The sequence below is a fragment of the Mycobacterium sp. genome, from assembly GCF_965230835.1.
In the GTDB taxonomy this organism is placed as follows: domain Bacteria; phylum Actinomycetota; class Actinomycetes; order Mycobacteriales; family Mycobacteriaceae; genus Mycobacterium.
Window position 1 is genome coordinate 1,511,932 of sequence record NZ_CBDDLW010000002.1, and the last position, 25,910, is coordinate 1,537,841.

Here is a 25,910-nt window from a genome sequence, read left to right on the forward strand (position 1 = left end):
TTAAGCCCGCGCCGTCTCAAGGAGACAGCTAGCCAACGCGTCAGCGAACTCCGGATCATTGATGGCATGCGGCAAGCGTATGAGTTTTCTCCTCGCGGTCGTAATAATGTTGTCCTCCAACGCCGCGAACAACGCCTCATCAGCTTCTGGGTCCCAAAAAGGACCACCATCAACATCGATGATCGATACGCCTTTCTCCGGAATCAGAAAGCGCACTTCGCCTTTCATCTGGTTCAGCTTGGCGGCAATCCATGCGCCTATACGATGGTTTTCATCGGGCGTCGTACGCATAAGGGTGACTTGCGGGTTATGCACTAGCAGCTTTCGATCCCTGTACCTCTCCGGGACGCTTTCAATATTACCGAAGTTCACCATATCCACGGCGCCGCACGAACCGACATAAGGTAAACCCGTTCGAATCGGAGCACCCATTCGATCCGAACCAGCACTCATCACGCCCCCCATTAGGAAGTCAGCAACCTCGGTGGTCGTGCTATCGACAATACCAACAAGAAACCGCTCATCAGCGAGTTTCTCCATCGTCTGCCCACCCGTCCCGGTAGCGTGGAAAACAAAGCACTCGAATTCGTCTTTCAGTTTGGACACAACGCGGTCAACACAGGGGGTGGTCACGCCGAACATACTCAGACCAATACCGGGCCTCTCTCTATGCCCAGCCGGCGGAAAAGCCCGATTAGCGGCGCCAGCAATCATGTGCGCCGCATTTCCTAAGACCGTCCTAGAGATCGCGTTGAGGCCCGCGATATCTACTACCGAGTACATCATCGCGATGTCGTTTGTACCGACGTAGGGCGCCACGTTCCCCGAAGCAACGGTTGAGACCATGATCTTAGGAGTCCCGATCGGAAGGACTCCCATTGCCGGCGTAATAAGCGCCGTGTTACCGGAGCCGCCCAACCCGATCATGCCGCATATTCGGTCGCGGTTCCGTTGCACCCAGGCCGAAAGGACGGCCGCCATCTGCGTAATCGCCGTTCCTCGATCGGATGTGCTGAGTATATTCTCGCCAGCAACGGCGGCCTCCACCTTGAGTTGCTTGGACGAGACATCCACCTCGACATTGGACCCTTTTGGCGTGACGTCGACCAATTTCACGTTCACACCGGCGGCATCGATCAAGTCTCTGACGTACTCCAAGGCTTGCCGCTTGGTGTCGCACGTGCCGACGACCACCACGAACGAGTCTTGGTCGCCACCGCGCGTCGGTGCTTTGTTCTCCACGTCGTATCTCCTTGCGCGCCCCGACCCTAACGCGACGTCCCACGGGTGTCATGTTCATCGGCTATGGCGTGAAATGTGCAGGTGTGCTGATTCTTGTTGGCTGCGGAGCCTACCGCTGTCGTTGACTCGTTGCGGGCAACCAGAGGTACGGTGCGCAGAGCACACGGTGATCCCACGTGGGGTCTCTCCCGTCGCTGGAAGCCGCCGATCTCATCGGCCACCGCACAGGAAGGGCGGTTCAACGGTGAGCAAGGTTCTGCTCGTCGATATCACCGAGGGCGTTGCGGTGCTGACCCTCAACCGACCCGAGCACCGCAACGCCTACACAGCCGACATGGGCCGCCTGCTCAGCGAGGCCTACCGCAGGTGTGACGACGACGATGCAGTGCGCGCCATCGTGCTCACCGGAGCCGGGGAAACGTTCTGTGCGGGCGCAGATTTCTCTGAGGACGCCGATCCCTTCCGAACTCGCGGCAATTCCAGCGCTTTTTCGGCCTCGCCTATCGATCCGGCGGCCTTCGAGCTACGCACACCGGTCATCGCCGCAGTCAATGGCCACGCGATTGGCATCGGTCTGACAATCGCGTTGCAGGCCGATATTCGCATTGTCGCGGAGAACGCCAAATACGCTGTCGCACAGGTACGCCGAGGTGTGATTCCAGACTGCATGGCGCATTGGACGTTGCCGCATACGGCCGGTCTCTCCGCCGCGGCCGAAGTGTTGCTGACCGGCCGGACGTTTGACGGCGCCGAAGCGAAAGCACTCGGGATGGCGACTAGGGTCGCACCGGCAGCTGAAGTACTCAATGAGGCCTTGGGTTTGGCACGCGACATCGCAGTCAGTGTCGCGCCGATGTCGGCGGCCTTGTGTAAGCGGCTGCTGTGGGACACGGTAATCCACCGATACTCGCCCAAGCAGGTCGCCGATCTCGAAACGGTGCTACACCACCGAGTGATGGGCACCGCCGACGCTCGCGAGGGCGTGGCGGCCTTCCGAGAGCGGCGCCGGCCGCAGTGGTCGGCGGCAGTGTCGCGCGACTGGATCGATATCCCGCGCTTGGGGCAGCCTCCTTCTGCTCATTAAGTCCACCATGGGGGTGCTTAAGCGACCAGCGAGGTCCAATGGGTTGAGACGAGGGCTCAGATCGTGGCGAGCGCCCAGACCCCGAGCAGCACGCCATACAGGGCAATGACCACGAGCGCGCCGCGAATGCTGGTCTGCGTTGAGCAACCAGGGTTCAGCCAGAAACTCAACGCCCGTGTCGCTAGCGGCATCAAAACGAACCCAAGGGCGATCGTGCTCAAGACGTTGGAAGCAAATGTTCGCAAGAACAAGGGAATGCCGACACCCCGCAGGTAGGAGGTGAGGTAGTTCAGACACATGATCGTGGGATAGAGCATCAACAGCACGGTCATCGACTGTTTCCAGTTCGGCGTACTCGCGCCGTCCGCCTCGTCGAAACTGAACCAACTGCCGAACGCACTCGGCACCTTGCGCACGGCAGTGTGCGCCACCTCTACACGCAGAGCCTCTAGGAGTTGGGCGCGCGTTTTGGACCTCAGCCATTCATCGGCGTCGTGCGAGCTTTCGAAGCGATAAAGGCTGGTCCACGCGCCTCCGACCTGCTGGATCGGTTTGAGCAGCTCGTAGCCGGCAAAGCCGTTGAAGGATCGCGCCGCAGCTTCTAACGCCTTCTCCGCGGCAAGGAACTCCCCTTCGCGGCCCCGAATGGGAGTCGCACTGGCAACAACGGTGACCGAGTGCGACGCCGGCTGGCCGCCGACCATAGTGTGTTCGTCTGCCGGAGTCTCGAGAAGATCATCGCCGCGCTCAAGTAATTCCCGGCGCTTCTCCGACTGCATCCACAGCGACAAATGTTCCTTCGTGTCGAACCGAAAGACGATCACCCAGTCGTCGTGGACCCCCGGAACGGGGCGAATCGTCTCTGTTCCGATAAACCCTGGACTTCTACTGGTCGCGTCGTCTATCTCCGCCTGCCACGCCTGATAAGCCTCCACACACTCCGGGCGTACCTTGCGTGCCACCACAGCGGTCGCAACGACATCATCGCCGGAAGTGTTCATTCGTCACCCGACAACGATGCCGTAGCGGCTGAACCGGACACGGCAGCCCTAGGGTCTGCGAGCGACGTAGTCGACCTCGACCAAGGCGTCCAGCGCAAGCGCCGTCACACCAATACACGTCCGAGCGGGCAACTGCCCGGGTTCGAAGTAGGACTCGTAGACGCGGTTGAAACTCGCGTAGTCACGCGTGAAGTCGGTGAGAAAGGCTCGCGATTGGACAACATTGCCTATTTCGATCCCGAGCTGCGCGATAACGATATTCAGATTGTCCATCACATTGCGGGTTTGCGCCTCAATGCCATCTGGGAGGGGCCTGGAGGCGTCATCAGGATAGTTGGGCATCTGCCCGGTGATCCACAACCACCGATCGATCTCGACTGCGTGACTATAAGGCGCACATGCTTTGGGAGCCGCATCGAACATCATGAATTTCGGCGTAGCCATTCTCGTTTACCTCCGCTGAACTTCGGCTGCCTCGCTGAACTTCCACCAGGTATGAGATTCTTGACCGCTTCACCCTACCGCCCACCCCGCATGGTGTGCCCTACTTGCTGGAATTGCGGAGAATCGGCTGAAAAAGCGGCCAGACGCACGCCGACACAGCCTGGCACCGCATCAAGCAATTTGGTATCGAAACCACCGCGGTAACGCGCACTGCGCCCGAAAAGCGTGATCTGGCCAATAGATCTCGGATCGCACGTCATCGTTTCCTCGCCGGAAGCGATCACTCGTTATCCGCATCCGCGCAGCGCCACAGCTGTCGGCATTACATTGCGCGGCAGCGTCGCGCAATAACCCAAAATAGCGGCGCACACAACGATACGATCGACTCTGGCTACGTCCATGATGACGGGCGATAACCAAGCTGCATTTGCCGATTAGAGGTGCTCGATGTCGTTTGTCGTTGCAAGCCCAGGCCAGATCCTGGCTACCGCCGCCGACCTGGCGGGAATCGGCTCAATCCTGGCCGAGGCCAACGCCGCCGCGGCCGCCCAAACGACGACTCTGCCGGCGGCTGCCGCCGACGAGGTCTCAGCTGCGGTCGCCGCCCTGTTCGGATCGCATGCCCAGACGTATCAAACCGTCAGCGCCGAGATGGCCGCGTTTCATGCCCAGTTCGTGCAAGCGCTGAGCGCCGGTAGCTCCTCGTACGCGAGGGCCGAGGCCGCCAGCGCCGAGGCAATCCTGCTGGACGTGATCAACGCACCGACTCAGCTGCTACTAGGCCGCCCGCTGATCGGCGACGGCGCCGATGGCGTCAGCGGCGCGGTTGGGGCCGACGGCGGCGCAGGCGGTATCTTGTTCGGCAACGGTGGTGCCGGCGGAGACAGTGTGAGCCCTGGAGTACCCGGCGGCAAGGGCGGGGACGCCGGCCTGTTCGGCAACGGCGGCGCGGGCGGAAACGGCGGCGACGGCGTCGATGGAATCTGGGGGCTTGGCGGGAACGGCGGCGCCGGCGGTCACGGCGGACTGTTGTTCGGTCACGGCGGGGCTGGCGGCACTGGTGGTGCGGGCGGCAGTTCTTCCGGTGACGTCGGTGGCACTGGCGGAGCCGGCGGCAATGCGTGGTTGTTCGGCAGCGCTGGGGCCGGCGGTGCGGGCGGGGACTCCAACGGCGTCTTCAACGGCGACGGCGGCGCCGGCGGACATGCCGGTTTGATCGGCCACGCGGGCGCAGGCGGTAGCGGCGGTAGCGGCGGAGACGGTGGCTTCGGAGGTGCCGGCGGCCGTGGCGCGTTGATAGCCGGCGACGGCGGTGTTGGCGGGTCCGGCGGCGACGGCGGAATCGGCGGCGACGGCGGCTTCGCCGGGCTGCTGTTTGGCAACGGTGGCGACGGGGGCTACGGCGACGCGATTGGCGGCAGCGGCGGGTTCGCGTTGTTCGGTGAAGGCGGCGACGGGGGCGCCGGCGGAGTTATCGGCGGCGGCGGCGGGTTCGCGTTGTTCGGCGTCGGCGGCGACGGGGGTGCCGGCGGTGCCGGTACCTTGGCAGGCGACGCCCGCGGCGGCACGGGAGGCGGTGCGCTGTTCGGCTTCGGCGGCCACGGCGGTGCAGGCGGGGCCGGCGACGCCAGCAATGAACAAGGCGGCGCGGGCGGGGCCGGCGGCCGGTCGTTCGTCATCGGCAGCGGCGGTAACGGGGGCGTCGGCGGGTCAGGCTTCGACGCTGCCGCCGGTGGTGCGGGCGGGACCGGCGGCTCCGGCGGAGTACTGCTGGGCAACGGCGGTAGCGGCGGTACCGGTGGAGCGGCCGACTCGGGCACGGGTGGTGCCGGCGGCGCCGGTGGTACCGCCGGAACACTGCTCGGCTTCGGCGGCAGCGGGGGCAGCGGCGGCGACTCCAACTCGGGAACCGGCGGAAATGGCGGCGGCGGCGGGAACGCACAGTTCATCGGTAACGGCGGTGACGGCGGTGACGGCGGCTCCGGTGCTGTCAACGGTGACGGCGGCTCCGGCGGGGCTGGCGGGTTGATCGGGTTCGCGGGCACCGATGGCACCTAGAGCGACCAGCCAGCTGGTGAATCTCGGCGATCACATCGCGGTCGGCGTCTCGAGGAGTAGCCGCAGTTGCGCGGTGACGCGTTTGTCGGGATAGCCGCGGCCTGTTGGCCGCAGAGGATGCTGCTCGTCCTGTTAACCAGTGTTCGTCGACCCACATCAGCACAGTTGCCTTCAGAATGACTTCGAAGGCGTACAGTGGTGGACACTTGTTATATTGGCTAAATATCAATGGCACTATCTGGGGGCAACACATGACGTCCACGGGCTCCGCCCGCCACGAAGGCGACACCTGGGATCTAGCATCTAGCGTCGGCGCGACCGCGACCCTCGTCGCGACCGCTCGAGCGATCGCGACGCGCGCCAACAACCCGCTGATCAACGATCAGTTCGCGGAGCCTCTCGTCAAGGCGGTCGGTGTCGACCTGCTCGCCAAGCTGGCAAGCGGCGAAACTGCCGCCGCCGAAATCGACGACCCAGAACGCCCGTTTGCCTCGATGACATTGATGACCGAGAGTATGGCGGTCCGCACCAAATTCTTCGACGAATTCTTCCTGGACGCAGTCAAAGCGGGGATCCGTCAGACCGTGATTTTGGCCTCGGGATTGGATTCGCGCGCCTACCGGCTGCCGTGGCCGCCCGCGACCGTGGTTTACGAAATCGACCAGCCTCAAGTAATCGAGTTCAAGTCGCGCGCCCTGGCCGATTTAGACGCCGCCCCTACCGCTGACCGGCGTGCGGTGGCCATCGATCTACGCGAGGACTGGCCAACCGCATTATGCGAGGCGGGATTCGATCCAGGTCAACCTAGCGCGTGGATCGCTGAAGGGCTCCTAGGCTATCTACCTCCGGAAGCGCAGGATCGCTTGCTCGACAGCGTCACCGAACTCGGCGCGCCCGGCAGCCGGTTCGCCGCCGAAAGTATGGCCACCGTAGAGCGACCCGGCGACGAGGAAATGCTGAAACAGCGCATGCAGGACATCTCCGAGCTTTGGCGCACAAACGGTTTCGACCTCGACATGACCGGGCTGGTGTACTTCGGCGACCGCAACGAGGCCGCACCCTACCTATCCGACCGAGGCTGGCTCGTGACGAGCACGACACTCCCAGACCTCCGCGCCAACTACGGACTTCCGCCGATGGACGATGGAGACCCCCTCGGGGCTGAAATGCTCTACCTAAGTGGCACTTTGTACCGGCCTCCCCGGGGAAAGGCAGCCGAATGACGCGCGGTCATTCGGTCCGATCTGAGGGCGACAGCTGGGATCCAGCTTCTAGCGTAGGTGCGACGGCGACCATGATTGCGGCTTCACGAGCGTTGGCCTCGCAGGGGCCAGATGCGCTGCTCGACGACCCGCTGGCCGATCCGCTCGTACGGGCGGTCGGCCTAGACTCGTTCGTTCGCATAATCGACGGAGAGATGGCCAACAGCGATGACCCGCTGTTGGGACGCGAACCGCTGAACGAGCAGATCGCGGTGCGCACCAGGTTCTTTGACAACTTCTTCACCGCAGCCGGCGAAGCCGGAATCCACCAAGCTGTAATCCTGGCTTCCGGCCTGGACACCCGTGCCTACCGGCTCGCTTGGCCGACGGGCACAGTGGTTTACGAGATCGACCAACCGCGCGTGATCGACTTCAAGACACGGACGCTGGCCGAGTTCGGTGCTGCGCCAACCACCGAACGTCGACCAATCGGGATCGACCTACGAGACGACTGGCCGAGTGCATTGCAACAGAATGGTTTTGAATCTGCCCAGCCAACGGCGTGGATCGCCGAGGGCCTACTGGTGTATCTTCCGCCGGACGCCCAGGACCGATTGCTCAACAACATATCCGCCCTCAGCGCGGCGGGCAGCCGGCTTGCCACTGAGGATTTCCTGGACCCACTGGGCTTCGGCGAACGTGCGCAGCGACTCTCGGAGCACTGGAACCGCTTTGGCGTCGATCTCAACATGTCCGCGCTGATCTACGACGGCGAGCGGAGTCCCGCCAGCAGCTACCTGACCGGTCACGGCTGGCAAGTGACTACCCGAACCCTCAAAGAAGCCTACGCACACAACGGTTTCGCGCCTCCGAGCGACGAATTGCTAACCGTCTTTGGCGATCTCAGCTATGTCAGCGCGACTCTGGGGTAGTCGGATATGCATGCCCACCGATTGCCGTGGTCGCCTGGGCCGCAGGGCAGCTGATCTTTAACTACTACCGAAAGGAGTTTCGACCCGATCAGCAAACCCAGCGCTCCGTAGCGCGCCGCCGGTCGCCGAGGCGGAGCTGACACACTACAGGCGCGACTCCCCCAACCACAACACGCTGGCACCGCTAAGCGTCTGACCCACGTGTTCGATGATTCCGGCGAACGAGCGAGCGAGTAGACCACCGACCGCATCCGGCAGCGACGCCGCGGCTGGTTGCGACGAACTCCGCGGCCGCACCAGGTCGAGCAACGACGAACTCGGATAGCTGACGATCCGAACCTCGGCGGCCTCGTCCAGCCCGGCTAGTATCTTCGCGCGGCGCAACGCAGTCCGAAAACCGCCAAGTTCATCGACGAGACCACGCTCGACAGCATCGGCTCCGGTCCAGACCCGCCCCCGCGCGACGACATCCACAGCCTCGGCGGTGAGATTGCGCCCCTCGGCAACACGTTCGATGAAGTCGTTGTAGAACAAGTCCGCCTCCGCCTCGCGGCGGGCTTGCTGCTCGGGCGTGAACGGCGCATCTACCGACCAGGCATCAGCATTGGCATTGGTGCGCACCGTATCTGAACCGACTCCCAGCCGGTCCTTCAGATCTCGAACCACCAGCTTGCCGGTGATCACACCGATGGATCCGGTAATCGTTCCTGGATTGGCCACAATCGCATCGGTAGCCGTCGAAACGTAGTAGCCGCCCGAGGCCGCGATCGCCCCCATAGACGCCACCACCGGCTTTCCACCGTCACGGGCCCGCTTCACCTCACGCCAGATAGTCTCCGATGCGGTGACCGAACCCCCTGGGCTATCCACCCGCAGCACGATCGCAGAAACCGCGTCGTCGGCAGCCGCTTCACGCAGCGCCGCCGCGATGGTGTCACCCCCAACGCTGGACGGACCGAGCGGCATTAACTGTGGCCCGCCGCGTCCGCTGACAATCGTGCCTTCGAGTGTGACCACGGCGATAGCCGGCTTGGACCGGCGGCCAGGAATCGATGACACCGGCGGGGTCAGGCGGGGCCGGGCCGAAGCCGCGTAGCGCGCCAGGTATATCCGCGGCGGTGTCTTTTCTTCAGCGTTCTTGTCGGCTACAGATTCAGCCGACTCTGATGGACTATCTCTGGTGTCAATCAATTCCGCTATGCGCGCATAGGCTTCGTCGCGGAATCCGATCCGGTCGATCAAACCGGAGGCCACCGCATCATTACGCAACAGCGGAGCCCGGTCGGCCAGCTCATCAATCAAGCCAGAATCCACGTTGCGCGACTCGGCGACCGCCTGCCAGACCTGTCCCTGCAAGCTTTCCAGCATTCGGGTAACGGCTTCGCGGTGGGCGTCGGTGAATCCATCCTCGGTGAACAGGTTGGCCGCCGACTTGTACTCCCCACGCGCAACGATCTGGGCCTCGATCCCCGCTTTACCGAGGGCGTCGCGCAAGAACGTGGCGTTGCTCGCGAAACCGATCAATCCGACACTTCCCGAAGGCTGCATCCAGACTTCGCCGAACGCCGAAGCCAAGTAGTAGGACAGCGTGCCCGGATAGGTTTCGGCCCAAGCCACCGACGGCTTGACGACGCTGAAAGCGGCGATGGCCTCACGCAACTCTTGAACCGCCCCCACCGGCGAGGCCGGAAGCTGCACGCGGGCAATCAGGCCAGCGACCCGCGGGTCCTCGGCTCCACGGTGGATCGCAGAGACAGCGTCGCGCAGCGTCATCGGGCGGCCGTGCCCAGTGAGAATCGCAAGCGGGTCGAAACTCGTCACCTCTGGCGGAATGGACCAGAGATCGAATTCGAGCACGCAGCGGTTGGGTATGCCGTGGTGGCGAGCGGTATCAACCCGAGTGACCAGGGCGCGCACGTCGTCGGCACCAGGCAGGGAAGGCAGAAAGGCGAACATGACTGCAGCGTACAGACACCAACCCCGCCCGTTCCCGAGCCGTCAGCGCCACGGTCGCGGGTCGTACCGTGGTGACGTGAGGTTCTCGATCGCTATACCTCAATTCGGCACTGACGACTTCAACCCAGCCGAGTTGCGCTCGTATCTTGCCCGCGCCGAGGAACTCGGGTTCGAGGGCGGGTGGGTACTGGAACAGATCGTCGGCGAGGCCCCGCTTTTGGCACCGCTCGAGCTGCTTGCGTATTCGGCGGCCTGCACTCAGCGGCTACGGCTGGGGGTGGCCGTTCTGGTGACGTCGTTGCATGACCCGCTTCAGTTGGCCTCGGCCGCCACCGCCGTCGACTGGCTCAGCCAAGGTCGACTCGACCTCGGCGTCGCAACCGGCGGCGGCTCACGTAATTTCGCAGCTTTCGGCGTGGCGCAGACAACCCATGTGCGCTACTTCACGGAGGGTTTGGAATTGATGAAGGCAGCCTGGTCCGAGCGCACCGAGGTGACGTTCCACGGCAGGTTCCGTGACTTCGAAGACCTTCCCATCCAACCCAAGCCGGTTCAGCGACCGCACCCACCGATCTGGTTCGGAGGCCGCGCACCCAAGGCTCTGGCCAGGGCGGTACGCCACGGTGACGCATTTCTTGGCGCCGGCTCGTCGACGACTCCGGCTTTTGCCGAAGCTGTCGCCATACTGCGCAGCGAGCTCGCCGCACAGCACAAAGACCCTACTCAATTCACCATCGGCAAGCGTGTCTATCTGATGATTGACGATGATGTCGAACTGGCCCGCGAGCGTGCGCTCGCGGGGGTACGTCGCATCTACGGCAAGAAGATGCCTGGAGCCGAGTCGATTGCCGTCTGTGGAACACCTGACGACGTTGTCCGCGGCCTCGAAGAAGTAATCGACGCCGGCGCCGAGCTACTGTTGCTCAATCCAGTCGGAGCCAACGTCACGCAAGACCACGAGCAAATGGAGCGTCTTGCCGCCGAGGTGATACCACGGATTGGTTGACCGCCAGCACGGGTCGTGGTGAACATCAACCAGACGATTTGCTCACCAGCTCAGCTATTCGTCATCGACCGAATAGCGGGGCGGTCGGCGCATCAACTCTCAGGAATTAAGACAGCGCGGTGGCCGAGCCGCCGGCAGCGGTGATCTTCTCCCGCGCACTAGCGCTGAACTTGTGCGCGGACAGCTCGACCTTGACGGTCAATTTGCCGTCACCGAGCACTTTGACCAGTGAGTTCTTCCGGACAGCGCCCTTAGCAACGAGTTCGTCGACACCGACCGCGCCCCCCTCGGGGAACAACCGGTTGATGTCTCCAACGTTGACGACCTCGTATTCGGTGCGGAACCGGTTACGGAAACCTTTGAGTTTGGGCAGCCGCATGTGAATCGGCATCTGTCCGCCCTCAAAAGTCGCCGGCACCTGTTTGCGGGCTTTGGTGCCCTTGGTGCCTCGACCCGCCGTCTTGCCTTTCGACCCGTCACCACGACCGACACGAGTCCGCGGGGTTTTCGACCCACGCGCAGGGTGCAGGTCATGCAGCTTGATCGTCACTTCCTCTTACCTCCCCGGGCAGCGGCTTCTGTCGCGGCCGGCTCCACCTCGACGAGATGGCGCACCACCTCGATCAGCCCACGGTTCTGCGAGTTGTCGTCCCGGATCACCGAGTCACGAATCCGCCGCAGACCCAAAGTGCGCAGGCTTTCGCGCTGCTTCCAGCGCGCACCGATTGTGCTGCGCACCTGGGTGATCTTCAGCTGGGTAGGTGCTGTTTTGCTCATGATTGCGCCGCCTTTTCGCGCGCTACCGCAGCCAGCGCTTCACTCTCGCGCCGAGCCTTAAGCATGCCGGCCGGCGCGACGTCCTCGATCGGCAAGCCGCGCCGAGCGGCCACCTCTTCGGGGCGCTGCAGAAGTTTGAGTGCGGCGACGGTGGCGTGCACCACGTTGATTGCGTTGTCGCTGCCCAGCGATTTCGACAGGATGTCTCGGACCCCGGCGCATTCCAGCACAGCACGCGCCGCGCCACCGGCGATCACACCGGTACCCGGGCTAGCTGGACGCAACAGCACCACGCCCGCGGCAGCCTCACCCTGCACCGGGTGAGTAATGGTCCCAGCGATCATCGGCACCCGGAAAAAGCTCTTGCGGGCCTCCTCCACGCCCTTGGCGATCGCGGCCGGCACCTCCTTGGCCTTGCCGTAGCCGACACCGACCATGCCGTTACCGTCACCAACGATGACCAGGGCAGTGAAGCTGAATCGCCGACCACCCTTGACCACCTTGGAGACACGGTTGATCGCGACGACCCGCTCCAGGTAGTTGCTCTTCTCACCGTCTCGGTCTCGGCCGCGGCCGCCCTCACGCCGGCCGCGGCCGTCGCGCCCGTCACCGGCACCGTGCGACTGCCCGCCGGCCCGCTGCTCCGCCATCATGCGGTCCTTCCAGTGTTGAGGAAAAAGTCGATCCGAAAGCCGGTCATCAGAAACTCAATCCGTTCTCCCGGGCAGCATCGGCCAGCGCCGCGATCCTTCCACCGTAGGTGTATCCGCCGCGATCAAAGACCGCGGTGTCGATTCCGACGGCTTTTGCCCGTTCGGCGATGAGCTGTCCGACCCGGACACTACGGGCTTTCTTGTCGCCCTCAAGGCCTCGGACATCGGCCTCGATCGACGACGCGGCAGCCAGGGTGGTGCCGTCCAAGTCGTTCACCAGTTGCACGTGAATATGCCGCGCGGACCGATGCACCACCAGCCGGGGACGCTGGCCGGTGCCTGAGATCTTCTTACGCAGCCGCGCGTGCCTACGCTGCCGCGACAGTCGTCGGGTCGCGGACACACTCTGTCCGACCGTGATCCGCGCGGCCGTTTCAGCCTGTGATTGCGCCATGACTATTTACCTGTCTTTCCGACCTTGCGGCGGATCTGCTCACCCTGATAGCGCACGCCCTTACCTTTGTACGGGTCGGGACGGCGCAAACGGCGGATATTCGCCGAGATCTGGCCGACTTTTTGCTTGTCGATCCCAGAGACCGAGAACTTGGTCGGCGCCTGGACCGCGAACGTAATGCCGTCCGGCGCCTCGATCACCACGGGATGGCTATACCCCAGTGCGAACTCCAAACTGGATCCCTTGAGCTGCACCCGGTAGCCGACACCGAAGATCTCCATATTGGTGGTGTAACCCTGCGTCACGCCGGTAACCAAGTTGGACACCAGGGTGCGAGACAGCCCGTGCAATGCGCGGCTGCGCCGCTCATCATCTGGACGTGACACTACGATCGCACCGTCGTCGTTGCGCGACAACGTGATCGGCTCGACGACCGTCCAATCGAGGGTACCCTTGGGGCCTTTTACCGAAACGTTCTGGCCATCAATCGTTACATCGACTCCGGCGGGGACCGGGATCGGCTGCTTCCCAATGCGCGACATGGCTATTTCCTTCTGGTCCTTCTGATCCTCGTCACCACACGTACGCGAGGACTTCGCCGCCCACGCCCTGCCTGGCTGCCTGCCGGTCGGTAAGCAAACCCGACGAGGTGGAGATAATCGCCACCCCGAGGCCACCCAGCACACGCGGCAGCCCGGTGGACTTCGCGTAAACACGCAACCCTGGCTTGGAGACCCGCCGCAAACCCGCGATACTGCGCTCGCGGCTCGGCCCGTACTTGAGCTGGACGACCAGAGACTTGCCGACGCGAGCGTCCTCGGTGTGGAAGTCGGTGATGTATCCCTCGCTCTTGAGGATCTGGGCGATATTGGCCTTGAGTTTGGAGTGCGGCAAACTCACCTCGTCGTGGTACGCCGAATTGGCGTTGCGCAGACGTGTTAAGAAGTCTGCGATCGGGTCCGTCATGGTCATGACAGCTTCTATAACCTTCCTCGCAGTGGTTCCCCGGCGGGCCTACCGCGCACCTGTTCTGGGTTGGCGGATGTCCTCTGTGCTACCAGCTGCTCTTCTGCACACCGGGCAACTCACCCGCGTGCGCCATCTCGCGGAGGCAAACTCTGCACAGCCCAAACTTGCGGTACACCGCGCGTGGGCGACCGCACTTGCTGCAGCGGGTGTAGGCGCGCACCGCAAACTTCGGTTTCCGTGCCGCCTTGTTGACCAGTGCCTTCTTCGCCATCTACTCAGTTCTCCTTGAACGGAAAGCCGAGGGCCCGCAACAGCGCTCGTCCTTCGTCGTCGGTCGTCGCCGAGGTGACGACGTTGATGTCCATACCGCGGACCCGATCAACCTTGTCCACGTCGATCTCGTGAAATACCGACTGCTCGGCCAGGCCGAAGGTGTAGTTTCCGACACCGTCGAACTGTTTAGGCGACAGACCGCGGAAGTCACGAATACGCGGCAACGCGATCGATGTGAGCCGGTCGAGGAACTCCCACATCCGGTCCCCGCGCAAGGTCACCCGGACTCCGATCGGCATTCCCTCGCGCAGCTTGAACTGCGCGATGGACTTCCGCGCTTTGCGAATTTCGGGCCGCTGCCCGGTGATCAATGCCAAATCATTGACCGCGCCGTTGATCAACTTGGCGTCCCGGGCTGCATCCCCCACCCCCATGTTGACCACAACCTTCACCACGGTCGGGATCTGCATGACATTGCCGTAGCCGAACTGTTTGTGCAGCGAATCGCGGATCTCGCTGCGGTATCGCTCCTTGAGGCGCGGCTGAATCTTTACGGAGCTTGCGGTGTCTGCTGCGGTTGTCATGCCCTCAGATGTCCTTGCCGTTGCGCTTGGAGACCCGGACCCGCTTGCCAGTCTCTTCGTCTGCCCGGTACCGGATCCGGGTGGGCTTGCCGTCGGAATCGACCACCATCACGTTGGAGACGTGGATTGGCGCTTCCTGCGTGACGATGCCGCCTGAGCGGGCTCCGCGCTGATTGGTCGAAATCGCGGTGTGCTTCTTGATTCGGTTGACTCCCTCAACCAAAACTCGGTTGCGTCCCGGGTAGGCCTGCAGGACTTTGCCCTTAGCCCCTTTGTCCTTACCCGAAATAACAAGCACGGTGTCGCCCTTGTGAACCTTCATCTACAACACCTCCGGGGCCAACGAGATGATCTTCATGAACTTCTTCTCCCGCAGTTCGCGGCCCACCGGCCCAAAGATACGAGTACCGCGTGGATCGTTGTCGGGCTTGATGATCACTGCGGCGTTCTCGTCAAACTTGATGTAGCTGCCGTCCGGGCGCCTGCGCTCCTTGACAGTGCGCACCACAACTGCTTTGACGATCTCCCCTCTTTTCACGTTGCCCCCGGGAATGGCGTCTTTAACGGTGGCCACGATGATGTCGCCGATACCGGCGTACCGCCGCGACGAACCGCCAAGAACACGGATGCACAAGATCTCCTTGGCGCCGGTGTTGTCGGCGACCTTCAGCCGCGACTCCTGCTGAATCACTAGATCTCCTGACCTGGTTCACGTGTGCACGGCAGGAGCAAACAAGCCTGGTAAGCCTCGGCAAACAAGGCTCACCACAAACCCTGACGTACGCGGTCTTGAAAAGCATGTGTCGCCGCAAGGCACGCGGGGCCGGCAGTGTTTCCACGTTCCAGCCGAGGTCTGCCCAAGGCAACCCCTAGATTCTAGGGGACGACCAGCTCGGAGCCAAATTGCTTATTCGCGCCCTTCCCCAAGTCGATGGGCTTGATGCCGATTCCCGGTACCACGCGAGGATGCGCCGCAGAAATCCCACACGGCACGTTCTGTCGGCGCTGTTGACCGGCTGGCCTCGACAATTTGCGCAGACTGGCCACAGTTCCGGTTTAACGAACGTCGCCAGCACGATCAGTGACGCAGCGGAACCCGATATGGGTGGTCGCAGTGTCCTGCGATTGCGGCGATCGCGCGGCCGGTCGGTAACGGTGACAGTATTCCGGCGCGCAAAGATGGGAGCCGCCTTTGAGGGTTTGGCTAATCGCCGGGTCGGCGGGCCCGACCGGTGCGCAACAGGCCGTCGAATGACGATCAGCGCGGTGGCGCCCGGAGAACTTCGTCGTGGTCCACTCCCAGACATTGCCTGTCATGTCGACGAGGCCGAATCCATTAGTGGCAAAAGTCCCCACCGGGGAAGTGCCGACCCAGCCAAGCGCCCCATCGTTCCGGTAAGGAAACTTGCCCTGCCAGGTGTTGGCCATCAGTTGGCCCCCCGGCTTCTCCTCGTCGCCCCACGAGTACGTGCACGAAGACTCCCCACCGGATTCACCGCGGGCCGCGTACTCCCACTCAGCCTCGGTCGGCAGTCGCCGTCCGGCCCACCGCGCATAGGCCGCCGCGTCCGGATAGGCAACTTGCACGACCGGGTGCTGGTCTTTTTCAGCGATGTCGCTCTCCGGGCCGAACGGATGACGCCAACTCGCCCCCGGCGCCCAGTCCCACCATTGACGCCAATCACGTAAGTCGACTGGCCCCGCCGTCGCGCGGAAAACCATAGATCCCGGAGTCAGGTCGTCAGGGTCCACACCCGGGTACAGCGCGGCGTCGAGAGGTTGTTCTGCCACCGTTACGTAGCCCGTCTCAGCGACGAACTCAGCGAACTGCGCGTTGGTGACGGGGTGCCGCTCAACCGCGAAGGCGCGCACGGTCACGATATGAACCGGCGCCTCCTCTGGGTAAAAGCTGGTCGACCCCATACGGAACGATCCCCCAGGTAGGTCAACCAGGTCGGTCAGCACGACTTCAGCGTATGACGACCGTAACGCCGGCCGCAGCCTTCCCGCGCGAAGCGCGGTATCCCCCTGGAGGCAGTCGCGTTCTGGCGGCCAGCGCTCACGGGCACGCCACACGAGCGGGCTCATCAATGCCGCCGACCTCGGTGCCACTTCAGATGAGAGACACCGATCAACCCCGCACGCAGCGTTTCAGTGTCTAGACCAGCAGACGCAAAACGCCCCGCGACACAAGTGTCGCGGGGCGTTCTTTGCGTCTGCTAGCCGAACGGCTACTTGGCTTTCTCGAGAATCTCGACAAGCCGCCAGCGTTTCGTCGCCGACATCGGACGTGTCTCCATCAGGGAGACCCGGTCGCCAATGCCAGCGACGCTGTTCTCGTCGTGCACTTTTACCTTCTTGGTCGTCCGGATGATCTTGCCGTACAGCGGATGCCGCACCCGATCTTCGAGCTCAACCACGATGGTCTTCTGCATCTTGTCGCTCACCACATAGCCGATACGCGTCTTGCGCCGGCCGCGCGGGGTCGGGGTCCGCGGAGTGTTTTTGGGCCCCTTCACACTGCCGCTCTTCGGTGCAGCGTCCTTCGGCTCCGCCTTTTTCTGGGCTGCCTTCTTCGTGGCTGTAGCCGCCGATTGCCCTGAGTTTGCGCCAGTCTTAGCTTCTGCCATCACGATTCCTTACCATCCGAACCATCCGGCCCAGATGCTAGACCTAATTCGCGTTCACGCAGCACGGTGTGAACACGCGCGATTTCCCTTCGCACCGTGCGGAGCCGACGGTTGTTGGTGAGCTGGCCCGTCGCGCTTTGAAAACGCAGATTGAACAACTCTTCCTTGGACTCACGCAACCGCTCGGTTAGCTCTTCCTCGGTGAGCTCACGCAGTTCGCCAGGGGATGTTCCCACTGCCATCAGAACTGCTCCTCTCGGGTAACGATGCGCGCCTTGATCGGTAGCTTGTGGATCGCCCGGGTCAGCGCGGCCCGCGCGACACCGTCATTCGGGTAGCTAAGCTCGAACAGCACCCGGCCCGGCTTGACGTTGACCACCCACCATTCCGGGGAGCCCTTGCCCGAACCCATCCGGGTCTCTGCCGGCTTCTTGGTCAACGGGCGGTCCGGGAAGATGTTGATCCATACCTTGCCGCCACGCTTGATGTGCCGGTTAATCGCGATACGCGCCGACTCGATCTGCCGGTTGGTGACGTAAGCGTGTTCAAGGGCTTGAATACCGTAGTCGCCGAAGTTTACGGTCGTGCCGCCACTAGAAATTCCGCGCTGGCGCGGATGATGTTGCTTACGGTGCTTGACCTTGCGGGGAATCAACATGATTCAGCTCTCCGTGCTCTGCGTTTCGGGGGTCGAAGCACCATCAGCAGCCGACGCGGCACTGTCTTCGCCGCCCGCTGCCCGTCCCGCGTCGGTACCGGTTGCCGTCGTCCCAGATGCGCCGCTACGACGCGGACGGCTGCCCGACGGACGCTCCCGGCGCGGACGCTCTGCACCGGCGGGTGCTGCAGCGGCCATTTCCCGTTTGCCACCCACGATGTCGCCCTTGTAAATCCACACTTTCACACCGATTCGGCCGAAGGTGGTCTTGGCCTCGTAGAGGCCATAGTCGATATCTGCGCGCAAGGTATGCAGCGGAACGCGGCCCTCGCGGTAGAACTCCGACCGGCTCATCTCAGCGCCGCCGAGGCGACCCGAGCACTGCACCCGGATACCCTTCACCGTGGGCTGACGCATAGCCGACTGGATAGCCTTGCGCATCGCCCGGCGGAACGCCACCCGGTTGCTCAGCTGCTCGGCGACGCCTTGTGCCACCAGTTGCGCCTGCGACTCTGGGTTTTTGACTTCCAAGATGTTCAGTTGGACTTGCTTTCCGGTCAGCTTTTCCAAGTCGGCCCGGATCCGGTCCGCCTCGGTGCCACGACGACCGATGACGATGCCAGGACGCGCGGTATGTATATCGACTCGGACCCGGTCACGGGTCCGCTCGATTTCGACGTCGGCGATTCCCGCGCGTTCGAGACCAGTGGAGAGCAGCCGACGTATCGCGACATCCTCCTTGACGTAATCGGCGTACTGCTTATCGGCATACCAGCGCGACTTCCAGTCCGTCGTGATGCCCAGCCGGAAGCCATGCGGATTGATCTTCTGGCCCATTAGTCTGAGCCTCCCTTCGCTTCAGAAGGTTTGGCTTCGGATGTAGCTTCTACCTTTTTGGCTGCTGCCTTCTTGGCCGGCGACTTTTTAGCAGGCGCCTTCTTGGCCGCCGCTTTGTTAGGCGGCGCCTTTTTTGCCGGGTCCTTCGCCGCTGCCTTGCTGCCCTCAGCGCGACGCGCCCTCGAAGACTTCGCCGAACGTTGATCTTTGACCGGTCGGCTTTCCACGATCACCGTGATGTGGCTGGTTCGCCTGCGGATCCGGAACGCACGGCCCTGGGCACGCGGGCGAATTCGCTTGGCGGTCGGGCCTTCGTCGGCAAAGACGGTGGCCACCACCAGGGTCGCCGGGTCGAGCCCACTGTTGTTTTGCGCGTTGGCCGCCGCACTCGCAATCACCTTGGCCACCGGCTCACTAGCGGCCTGCGGCGCCCACCGCAGGATGTCCAGCGCGTCAGACACTGACTTGCCACGCACGAGGTCGATCACGCGGCGCGCCTTTCTCGGCGACACCCGCACAAACCGGGCTTTAGCGACCGCCGACGGAAATTCAGTGGTGGTCATCTCGATCCTTCGCTACTCGCACGAGTCCTCATCGCCGCTTGGCCTTCCGGTCGTCCTTGATGTGCCCTTTGAAGGTGCGCGTCGGCGCGAACTCACCAAGTTTGTGGCCCACCATCGTCTCGGTGACGAACACCGGAACGTGCTTGCGTCCGTCGTGAACGGCGAAGGTGTGGCCGATGAAGTCGGGAATAATTGTCGATCGTCTCGACCAGGTCTTGATAACCTGCTTGCTCTTCTTCTCGTTCTGAATGTCGACCTTCTTCAGCAGATGGCCGTCGACGAACGGGCCCTTCTTCAAACTGCGTGGCATGGTTGACTACCCCTCGACTTCTTACCGCGAGTGCTTCTTGCCGGTACGACGGCGTCGGACAATGAGCTTGTTGCTCGACTTGTTCGGCTTGCGGGTGCGACCCTCGGGTTTGCCCCACGGGCTCACCGGGTGTCGACCACCGGAGGTCTTGCCCTCGCCACCGCCGTGCGGGTGGTCTACCGGGTTCATCACGACACCTCGGACTGAGGGGCGCTTTCCCTTCCACCTCATCCGACCAGCCTTGCCCCAGTTGATGTTTGCTTGCTCGGCATTGCCGACCTCACCGACCGTGGCGCGACAGCGAACGTCGACCCGGCGGATCTCACCGCTGGGCATGCGCAGCGACGCGTAGCTGGCCTCCTTACCAAGCAACTGAATGCTCGACCCCGCCGAACGTGCCAGCTTGGCACCGCCTCCGGGCCGAAGTTCGACGGCGTGAACCAACGTGCCGGCAGGTATGTTTCGCAGCGGCAAGTTGTTACCCGGCTTGATATCGGCATTGGCGCCGGACTCCACAACATCACCCTGCGCAAGTCCCTGCGGAGCGATGATGTAGCGCTTCTCGCCGTCAAGATAGTGCAGCAACGCAATCCTTGCCGTGCGGTTTGGGTCGTACTCAATATGAGCGACCTTGGCGTTGACACCGTCCTTGTCGTTGCGGCGAAAGTCGATCACTCGGAAGGCGCGCTTGTGACCACCGCCTTTGTGCCGGGTGGTAATACGGCCGTGCGCGTTGCGCCCACCACGGCCATGTAAAGGCTTTACCAGCGACTTCTCCGGGGTAGAGCGGGTTACCTCGGAGAAATCGGACACGCTGGCGCCACGACGGCCGGGCGTCGTCGGCTTGTACTTGCGAATTGCCATGTCTAATCAGGTCTCTTCCTCGGGCTCGGCTACGCCGGTGCTCCGAACAGGTCGATCGGCTTGCTGCCAGGCGCCAAGGTGACAATGGCGCGTTTAGTGTCCTTACGCTTGCCGTAGCCGGCCCGGGTGCGCTTCCGCTTGCCCTGCCGGTTCGCAGTGTTGACCGATGCGACCTTGACCGAAAAGATCTTCTCGATCGCGATCTTGATCTGAGTCTTGTTCGAATCGGGGTGGACCACGAACGTGTACACGTTGTCGTCCAACAGGCTGTACGACTTCTCCGAGATGACCGGAGCCAGGATGATGTCACGTGGATCAGCGAGGGTCGCCATTAGGCCGAAACCTCCACATCGTTCTCTTCGCCGCTTCTTCTGGCCGCGGCGATGTAGGTGTTCAGCGCCTCGACACTGAACACCACGTCATCGGCGCGCAGCACGTCATAGGTGTTGAGCTGGTCCGGCGCCAGGATGTGCACACCGGGGAGATTACGCACGCTCTTTACGCCGGTCTCGTCAGCGCGACCGATGACCACCAATACTTGCTTGCGGTCAGTCAGAGTGCCCAAAAATTCCTTAGCGCTCTTTGTCGACGGTGTCTGTCCGGACACCAGTTCGGTGATCGCGTGAATACGCCCGTTGCGAGCACGGTCGGATAGCGCACCGCGCAACGCGGCCGCGATCATCTTCTTGGGTGTGCGCTGGCTGTAGTCGCGCGGCTGTGGACCGTGCACTACGCCACCGCCGGTGAACTGCGGGGCTCGCGTCGAGCCCTGCCGGGCGCGACCGGTCCCCTTCTGCCGGTACGGCTTGCGGCCACCGCCACGCACATTCCCACGTGTCTTCGTCGAATGTGTGCCCTGACGGGCCGCTGCCCGCTGCGCAGTGACCACTTGATGCATCAGCGCGATGTTCGCCGGAGCGTCGAACAACTCCGCTGGCAGCTCGATGGAGCCGTCGACTTTGCCGGCCGGCGTCTTGACCTCAATCTCGACGATCTTCTTGGTCTGCTGTGTCTTGCGGCGCTGCTCATCCTGGGCGGCCATCACTTCTCACCTCGCTTGATCGCGCTACGGACCATGACGAGTCCACCGGTACGACCGGGAACCGCGCCCTTGATCAACAGCACGCCGTTCTCGGTGTCCACCTTGTGCACCAACAAGTTCTGAACGGTCACCCGGTCATTGCCCATGCGGCCGGCCATCCGAGTTCCCTTAAACACTCTCGCAGGAGTGGCGCAGCCGCCGATGGAACCCGGGCGGCGATGCACGGCCTGGGCCCCGTGGCTTGCGCCTTGCCCACCGAAACCGTGCCGCTTCATCGTGCCGGCAAAACCTTTGCCCTTGGATGTACCCGTCACATCAACGTAGCTGCCGTCAGCGAAGATCTCGGCCGTCAGCTCTTGGCCGACCTCGTACTCGGCCGCTGCGTTCGGATTGTCCAAGCGCAGCTCGGCCAGATGCCGGCGCGGGTTCGCCCCAGCGGCGGTGTACTGACCAGTCAGCGGCTTGTTCACCTTGCGTGGGCTGATCTCGCCATAGGCCAATTGCACGGCGCTGTAACCGTCGCGCTCCGGCGTGCGAACCCGCGTCACTACGTTGGGCCCCGCCTTGATCACGGTCACCGGCACGACCTTGTTGTTCTCGTCGAACACCTGTGTCATACCCAGCTTGGTACCCAGAATGCCTCTTCTTGCCATTGCTCTGGATCTCCTACTGGATGTTGACGTCGACGCTGGCCGGAAGATCGATGCGCATCAGAGCGTCAACAGTCTTCGGCGTTGGATCGATGATGTCGATCAGCCGCTTGTGGGTACGCATTTCGAAATGCTCCCGCGAGTCCTTGTACTTATGCGGAGACCGGATGACGCAATAGATGTTCTTCTCGGTCGGCAGGGGCACCGGACCCACAACGCTGGCACCGGTGCGAACAACCGTCTCAACGATCTTGCGCGCCGAAGAGTCAATTGCCTCATGGTCGTAGGCCTTAAGCCTGATGCGGATCTTCTGTCCCGCCACGCCTCTTCTACCTCACTCCACTTGAGGCCCGTGTCCGGACCTGGTGCCTCCCAGCGCGCAACTCAACCCGGCCCGCCAAGGCCGATCAAGCATTGCGCCGGATACTGCGCCGCTGTTTACCTGTCGTAGGTTCACCGGCCCTCTGCTCTCGGGCATGACACCCACACGAAGCCTTGCCGCGCCTATTTCAAGGCCGACATTCGTCGTGCTCACAGAGGGGACCGGACGCATCCTTGTGGACGCTGGTCGTATGCCCGGTCAGGCGCAAACCTGGCGCAAGGCAACCTGAACAGTATGCCCTAGATCATGGTCGCGGCCAAATTTCTGCCCTCATCAGCGGCATGTCCAGAGTAGCCGGCAGCCACGCTGGTCGCCGTCTTGGTAACCGCCCCCGCCGACGGGTCCGCGCGTTGGGCCAGTGCCCGCTCTGGGGTACCGGCAAAAACCCAGCGCGACCTCCCCGAAAACCCGGGCATTGGGCACCGCCAGCGATGACGATCACCACATTCGCCACCAAAATTCGCCAGCAATGCGCGCCCAAGACCACTGATGCTTGCGCCGCTACAGTCACAATGGGCGAAGATCGAATCGAGAGGCCGGTGATGCAACCCGAGCTCAGCGCACGCTGCTGTATTGCCGGCGGCGGACCCGCCGGGATGATGCTCGGCTATCTGCTGGCTCGGGCCGGCATCGATGTCGTCGTGCTGGAAAAGCACGACGACTTCCTCCGGGACTTCCGGGGCGACACCATCCACCCCTCAACCCTTGAAGTGATGGACAAGCTCGGACTGTACGACCGGTTGCTGCAACGACCGCATCAGCGGACTCCGACGGCGAGTGCCCGCTTTGGCACCCTCAGCGCGGTCGTCGCTGATTTCCGCCACTTGCCGGTGCGAGGGAAGTTCATTGCCATGATGCCGCAGTGGGACTTCCTGGATTTCATCGCCACCGAGGCCAAACGCTATCCCTCTTTTCGACTGATGATGCGGACCGAGGTCACAGATCTGATCAAGGAAAACGACCGCATCGTCGGCGTCATCGCCCAAACCCCCGACGGCGAGACGCAGATCCGCAGCGACGTGGTGGTCGGCTGCGACGGACGAACATCCACAGTACGCGCCCTAGCCGGCTTGCAAGTCATCCCTATTGGCGCACCGATGGATGTGATCTGGTTCCGGATGAGTCGCGCCTCCGGCGATCCAACGGAATCGATGGGCAGCTTCGGGCGGGGCGCCATCCTGGTGATGATCAACCGCGGCGAGTACTGGCAATGCGGCTATGTGATCGCCAAGGGCTCGGTGGAACAGGCGCGCACCCGCGGAATCGAGGCATTCCACCAGGAGATAGTGAAAATAGCACCCTTCATGACGGACCGAATCGAGAAAATCACCGACTTCGACGATCTTAGGCTGTTGACGGTCAACGTCGATCGCCTCAAACGCTGGCACCGACCGGGGCTCCTGTGTATCGGCGATGCCGCCCATGCCATGTCGCCGATCGGCGGAGTCGGGATCAACCTCGCGATTCAGGACGCCGTGGCCACGGCCAATCTGCTGGCCGTGCCGCTGCGTCGCAACCACGTGACTGACAACGACCTGCACCACGTGCAGCGGCGCCGCCAATCCCCAACTCGCAAGACACAGACGATGCAGGTGTTCTTTCAAAAAAACGTCATCACGCCCGTACTGGGGAGCCTCGAAGAGTTCAAGCCGCCGCTGCCAGTGCGGTTGATCGCGCGGTGGCCTTGGCTCGCGCGTTTCCCCGCGCGCATCGCCGGCATCGGTTTTCGGCCTGAGTACCCCGACCTCGCGGTAGTCGACTGCACTGAACCGTCTGAACGCGACACCAGATAGCGTTGGAAAATTGCGCCCGCCAAATCTTGGCAGCGTTCAGACCCAATCACCAATCCGGCCCACGACCGCGATGGCCGTCAACCACTTTCCGATTAACCCGCTCACCGCACGAACTCAGCGGCACGGTGACCGAGCATCACAGTCGTTGCGTGCGGACCGCGGCTGGTGATCCCCGGCAGAACGGATCCGTCGATTACCCAAAGCTGATCAACGCCACGCACCCGGCAACGATGGTCAACTACCGCTCGCGTGTCACTATCGGCGCCCATCGGGGCACTACCGCACAGGTGCTGCGAAGTCGACCACACCGGCGACCCTAAATCCGTTGCTGCACCGACTAATTCGCGCGCCAGCTCAGCACCCCGACGCAGAGCTTCGACATCTTCGGGTTCACTGTCGTAGCGGTGCTCGATGCGGGTCGAAACCGTGGGATCAGACGAAAGTAACGTGATGCGCCCGCGCGCTCGGGGCTGCATCAGTGCGACACCGATGTGCGGCCAGTCAGGATGCCCGGCGGTGCCATCGCCAGTCATTGCAATGAAACCACCAGTATAGGGCCGTATCTCGATACCATGGGCGGTGCTGAGCACGACCTCGAGCACCGGACGACCGGAAACCACACTCCATGTGGTCGGCAACACCCATTCCGGATGGTCGCTGCAACTTTGCCCAACCGGCAACGGCGTCAGCACCGGAACTCCGGCGGCACGCAGCATCTCACTATCACCGATACCGGAAAGCATGAGCAGATGCGCCGACTGAATAGCCCCAGCGCACAAAACAATTCGATCAGCGGTAAGAGTAATAGGCCCTGCCGGGCCGACGGCGTCAACACCCACCGCAGTGGTCCCGGAGAAGCGCAGCCGCAGCGCCCGAGTCCACGACAACAGCGTCAGGTTGGACCGAGTCAGCGCGGGAATCAAATAGCCAGCCCCGGAGCCGGTCCGGATACCGTCGACGATGTTGAGCGGGACAGCGCCTACACCCGAAACTAGGTTATCTCCAACGTCATTGAGATCTTCGATCCAGGGAAATCCAGCCCGCTGCGCGGCAACGATGAAACTCTCAGTGACACCCGCCATTTCGCGTGTTCTGCGAACCGCTATCGGACCGCTATGGCCGTGGGCCGGGGTGTCAAAATCTAGGTCAGTCTCGATGGCCCGGAAGTGTTCGAGAACGTCGGACCACGCCCAGCCCGGGATAGAGTAGCTCTCGAAATCGCGTGGCAATGCCCGACAGAAATACCCCCCGTTCACCGCACCGGAGCCGCCAATAGCCGCACCTCGCACGATCGGCAGACGACGAACAGGACGATCAGTGAGCTGACTCTGGTAGCGGTGGACTAGCCGGCTGCCGGCACCTATCGGCAGTTGCGACCCGTTGGCCGTCCGCGCCAGAAGCGCCTGATCAGCGAGACCAGGGCCTGCCTCGACGACTGTGACCGCACAACTATCGTCGGCCGAAAGACGCTCGGCAACGACCGATCCAGCACTCCCAGCACCGACGATGAGTACATCGCTGTGCCCAGCGGCGGCAGCCAAGGCGG

Annotated in this window: 35 protein-coding genes; 6 read left to right on the forward strand and 29 right to left on the reverse strand. The window is 62.9% G+C overall.

Annotated elements, in window-relative coordinates:
* The gene (locus ACO07W_RS07360; RefSeq protein WP_421842019.1) at nt 1–1,242 is read right to left on the reverse strand and encodes a Tm-1-like ATP-binding domain-containing protein; all 1,242 of its coding nucleotides are present in this window, start codon (nt 1,240–1,242) and stop codon (nt 1–3) included.
* Nucleotides 1,243–1,486: 244 nt separating this feature from the next.
* Here ACO07W_RS07360 and ACO07W_RS07365 point away from each other — a divergent pair, with 244 nt between their 5' ends.
* Nucleotides 1,487–2,326 (forward strand): enoyl-CoA hydratase/isomerase family protein, encoded by an 840-nt coding sequence (locus tag ACO07W_RS07365; RefSeq protein WP_421842021.1) that lies wholly within the window; start codon nt 1,487–1,489, stop codon nt 2,324–2,326.
* Nucleotides 2,327–2,382: 56 nt separating this feature from the next.
* Here the strand turns inward: ACO07W_RS07365 and ACO07W_RS07370 are convergent, their stop codons facing one another.
* The 3 genes from ACO07W_RS07370 to ACO07W_RS07380 form a co-directional block, all read right to left on the reverse strand.
* Nucleotides 2,383–3,327 carry an antibiotic biosynthesis monooxygenase gene (locus tag ACO07W_RS07370; RefSeq protein WP_421842023.1) on the reverse strand — a complete coding sequence of 315 codons (945 nt, stop codon included), beginning with the start codon at nt 3,325–3,327 and terminating at the stop codon, nt 2,383–2,385.
* A gap of 48 nt (nt 3,328–3,375) precedes the next feature.
* Nucleotides 3,376–3,771, reverse strand: coding sequence for a RidA family protein (locus tag ACO07W_RS07375; RefSeq protein ID WP_421842025.1), 396 nt, complete (start codon nt 3,769–3,771; stop codon nt 3,376–3,378).
* A 74-nt stretch (nt 3,772–3,845) separates the two neighbouring features.
* Nucleotides 3,846–4,031 carry a hypothetical protein gene (locus ACO07W_RS07380; protein WP_421842027.1) on the reverse strand — a complete coding sequence of 62 codons (186 nt, stop codon included), beginning with the start codon at nt 4,029–4,031 and terminating at the stop codon, nt 3,846–3,848.
* Between the two features lie 187 nt (nt 4,032–4,218).
* On the opposite strand from ACO07W_RS07380, the gene ACO07W_RS07385 reads away from it, so the two are divergent.
* The 3 genes from ACO07W_RS07385 to ACO07W_RS07395 all read left to right on the forward strand — a co-directional run bounded on the left by ACO07W_RS07385 (nt 4,219) and on the right by ACO07W_RS07395 (nt 7,963).
* A complete protein-coding gene (locus ACO07W_RS07385) occupies nt 4,219–5,829 on the forward strand; it encodes a PE family protein (RefSeq protein ID WP_421842029.1) in 1,611 nt (536 codons plus the stop codon).
* A 251-nt stretch (nt 5,830–6,080) separates the two neighbouring features.
* Complete coding sequence (locus tag ACO07W_RS07390; RefSeq protein WP_421842031.1) at nt 6,081–7,052, forward strand: class I SAM-dependent methyltransferase; 972 nt, start codon at nt 6,081–6,083, stop codon at nt 7,050–7,052.
* The gene (locus ACO07W_RS07395) at nt 7,049–7,963 is read left to right on the forward strand and encodes a class I SAM-dependent methyltransferase (RefSeq protein ID WP_421842033.1); all 915 of its coding nucleotides are present in this window, start codon (nt 7,049–7,051) and stop codon (nt 7,961–7,963) included. The genes ACO07W_RS07390 and ACO07W_RS07395 overlap by 4 nt, the downstream gene beginning before the upstream one ends.
* 144 nt (nt 7,964–8,107) lie before the next feature.
* Here the strand turns inward: ACO07W_RS07395 and sppA are convergent, their stop codons facing one another.
* Entirely contained in the window at nt 8,108–9,919 is a 1,812-nt protein-coding gene (sppA, locus tag ACO07W_RS07400) for a signal peptide peptidase SppA (RefSeq protein WP_421842035.1), read from the reverse strand.
* Nucleotides 9,920–9,995: 76 nt separating this feature from the next.
* Here sppA and ACO07W_RS07405 point away from each other — a divergent pair, with 76 nt between their 5' ends.
* A complete protein-coding gene (locus ACO07W_RS07405; protein WP_421842037.1) occupies nt 9,996–10,925 on the forward strand; it encodes an LLM class flavin-dependent oxidoreductase in 930 nt (309 codons plus the stop codon).
* Between the two features lie 106 nt (nt 10,926–11,031).
* Here the strand turns inward: ACO07W_RS07405 and rplO are convergent, their stop codons facing one another.
* The 23 genes from rplO to ACO07W_RS07520 form a co-directional block, all read right to left on the reverse strand.
* Nucleotides 11,032–11,475: a 50S ribosomal protein L15 gene (rplO, locus tag ACO07W_RS07410; RefSeq protein ID WP_421842039.1), complete on the reverse strand. Its 444-nt coding sequence runs from the start codon at nt 11,473–11,475 to the stop codon at nt 11,032–11,034.
* Nucleotides 11,472–11,702, reverse strand: a complete 231-nt coding sequence (gene rpmD / locus ACO07W_RS07415) for a 50S ribosomal protein L30 (protein ID WP_421842041.1) — start codon at nt 11,700–11,702, stop codon at nt 11,472–11,474. The genes rplO and rpmD overlap by 4 nt, the downstream gene beginning before the upstream one ends.
* On the reverse strand, nt 11,699–12,352 hold the full coding sequence (gene rpsE, locus ACO07W_RS07420) for a 30S ribosomal protein S5 (protein WP_421842043.1): 654 nt from the start codon (nt 12,350–12,352) through the stop codon (nt 11,699–11,701). Before rpsE ends, rpmD begins: the two co-directional genes overlap by 4 nt.
* Nucleotides 12,353–12,401: 49 nt before the next feature.
* Complete coding sequence (gene rplR, locus ACO07W_RS07425; protein ID WP_421842045.1) at nt 12,402–12,809, reverse strand: 50S ribosomal protein L18; 408 nt, start codon at nt 12,807–12,809, stop codon at nt 12,402–12,404.
* Nucleotides 12,810–12,811: 2 nt separating this feature from the next.
* Entirely contained in the window at nt 12,812–13,351 is a 540-nt protein-coding gene (rplF, locus tag ACO07W_RS07430; RefSeq protein WP_421842047.1) for a 50S ribosomal protein L6, read from the reverse strand.
* A 31-nt stretch (nt 13,352–13,382) separates the two neighbouring features.
* Complete coding sequence (gene rpsH / locus ACO07W_RS07435; RefSeq protein WP_421842049.1) at nt 13,383–13,781, reverse strand: 30S ribosomal protein S8; 399 nt, start codon at nt 13,779–13,781, stop codon at nt 13,383–13,385.
* A gap of 82 nt (nt 13,782–13,863) precedes the next feature.
* A complete protein-coding gene (locus ACO07W_RS07440; RefSeq protein WP_421842051.1) occupies nt 13,864–14,049 on the reverse strand; it encodes a type Z 30S ribosomal protein S14 in 186 nt (61 codons plus the stop codon).
* A gap of 4 nt (nt 14,050–14,053) precedes the next feature.
* Nucleotides 14,054–14,635, reverse strand: coding sequence for a 50S ribosomal protein L5 (gene rplE / locus ACO07W_RS07445; RefSeq protein ID WP_421842053.1), 582 nt, complete (start codon nt 14,633–14,635; stop codon nt 14,054–14,056).
* A gap of 4 nt (nt 14,636–14,639) precedes the next feature.
* Complete coding sequence (gene rplX, locus ACO07W_RS07450) at nt 14,640–14,957, reverse strand: 50S ribosomal protein L24 (protein ID WP_421842055.1); 318 nt, start codon at nt 14,955–14,957, stop codon at nt 14,640–14,642.
* Complete coding sequence (gene rplN, locus ACO07W_RS07455) at nt 14,958–15,326, reverse strand: 50S ribosomal protein L14 (protein WP_421842057.1); 369 nt, start codon at nt 15,324–15,326, stop codon at nt 14,958–14,960.
* 365 nt (nt 15,327–15,691) lie between these two features.
* Nucleotides 15,692–16,600, reverse strand: a complete 909-nt coding sequence (locus ACO07W_RS07460) for a formylglycine-generating enzyme family protein (RefSeq protein WP_421842059.1) — start codon at nt 16,598–16,600, stop codon at nt 15,692–15,694.
* A 266-nt stretch (nt 16,601–16,866) separates the two neighbouring features.
* Complete coding sequence (gene rpsQ / locus ACO07W_RS07465) at nt 16,867–17,268, reverse strand: 30S ribosomal protein S17 (RefSeq protein WP_421842061.1); 402 nt, start codon at nt 17,266–17,268, stop codon at nt 16,867–16,869.
* Nucleotides 17,265–17,507 carry a 50S ribosomal protein L29 gene (gene rpmC, locus ACO07W_RS07470; protein WP_421842063.1) on the reverse strand — a complete coding sequence of 81 codons (243 nt, stop codon included), beginning with the start codon at nt 17,505–17,507 and terminating at the stop codon, nt 17,265–17,267. Before rpmC ends, rpsQ begins: the two co-directional genes overlap by 4 nt.
* A complete protein-coding gene (gene rplP, locus ACO07W_RS07475; RefSeq protein ID WP_421842065.1) occupies nt 17,507–17,923 on the reverse strand; it encodes a 50S ribosomal protein L16 in 417 nt (138 codons plus the stop codon). The genes rpmC and rplP overlap by 1 nt, the downstream gene beginning before the upstream one ends.
* Nucleotides 17,924–17,926: 3 nt before the next feature.
* Nucleotides 17,927–18,760 (reverse strand): 30S ribosomal protein S3, encoded by an 834-nt coding sequence (rpsC, locus tag ACO07W_RS07480; RefSeq protein ID WP_421842067.1) that lies wholly within the window; start codon nt 18,758–18,760, stop codon nt 17,927–17,929.
* Nucleotides 18,760–19,323, reverse strand: coding sequence for a 50S ribosomal protein L22 (rplV, locus tag ACO07W_RS07485; RefSeq protein WP_421842069.1), 564 nt, complete (start codon nt 19,321–19,323; stop codon nt 18,760–18,762). The genes rpsC and rplV overlap by 1 nt, the downstream gene beginning before the upstream one ends.
* 28 nt (nt 19,324–19,351) lie before the next feature.
* Nucleotides 19,352–19,633, reverse strand: a complete 282-nt coding sequence (gene rpsS, locus ACO07W_RS07490; RefSeq protein WP_421842071.1) for a 30S ribosomal protein S19 — start codon at nt 19,631–19,633, stop codon at nt 19,352–19,354.
* 21 nt (nt 19,634–19,654) lie between these two features.
* Nucleotides 19,655–20,497, reverse strand: a complete 843-nt coding sequence (rplB, locus tag ACO07W_RS07495) for a 50S ribosomal protein L2 (protein WP_421842073.1) — start codon at nt 20,495–20,497, stop codon at nt 19,655–19,657.
* Between the two features lie 29 nt (nt 20,498–20,526).
* Nucleotides 20,527–20,829 (reverse strand): 50S ribosomal protein L23, encoded by a 303-nt coding sequence (rplW, locus tag ACO07W_RS07500; protein ID WP_421842075.1) that lies wholly within the window; start codon nt 20,827–20,829, stop codon nt 20,527–20,529.
* Nucleotides 20,829–21,539, reverse strand: a complete 711-nt coding sequence (gene rplD / locus ACO07W_RS07505) for a 50S ribosomal protein L4 (protein ID WP_421842077.1) — start codon at nt 21,537–21,539, stop codon at nt 20,829–20,831. Before rplD ends, rplW begins: the two co-directional genes overlap by 1 nt.
* Entirely contained in the window at nt 21,539–22,192 is a 654-nt protein-coding gene (gene rplC, locus ACO07W_RS07510; RefSeq protein ID WP_421842079.1) for a 50S ribosomal protein L3, read from the reverse strand. Before rplC ends, rplD begins: the two co-directional genes overlap by 1 nt.
* Before the next feature lie 13 nt (nt 22,193–22,205).
* Nucleotides 22,206–22,511: a 30S ribosomal protein S10 gene (gene rpsJ / locus ACO07W_RS07515; protein WP_421842081.1), complete on the reverse strand. Its 306-nt coding sequence runs from the start codon at nt 22,509–22,511 to the stop codon at nt 22,206–22,208.
* 299 nt (nt 22,512–22,810) lie between these two features.
* On the reverse strand, nt 22,811–22,987 hold the full coding sequence (locus ACO07W_RS07520; protein ID WP_421842083.1) for a hypothetical protein: 177 nt from the start codon (nt 22,985–22,987) through the stop codon (nt 22,811–22,813).
* Nucleotides 22,988–23,113: 126 nt separating this feature from the next.
* On the opposite strand from ACO07W_RS07520, the gene ACO07W_RS07525 reads away from it, so the two are divergent.
* Complete coding sequence (locus tag ACO07W_RS07525; RefSeq protein ID WP_421845856.1) at nt 23,114–24,364, forward strand: FAD-dependent oxidoreductase; 1,251 nt, start codon at nt 23,114–23,116, stop codon at nt 24,362–24,364.
* 101 nt (nt 24,365–24,465) lie between these two features.
* On the opposite strand, the gene mftG is transcribed toward ACO07W_RS07525, so the two are convergent.
* Nucleotides 24,466–25,905 (reverse strand): mycofactocin system GMC family oxidoreductase MftG, encoded by a 1,440-nt coding sequence (gene mftG / locus ACO07W_RS07530; RefSeq protein WP_421842085.1) that lies wholly within the window; start codon nt 25,903–25,905, stop codon nt 24,466–24,468.
* Between the last annotated feature and the right edge of the window lie 5 nt (nt 25,906–25,910).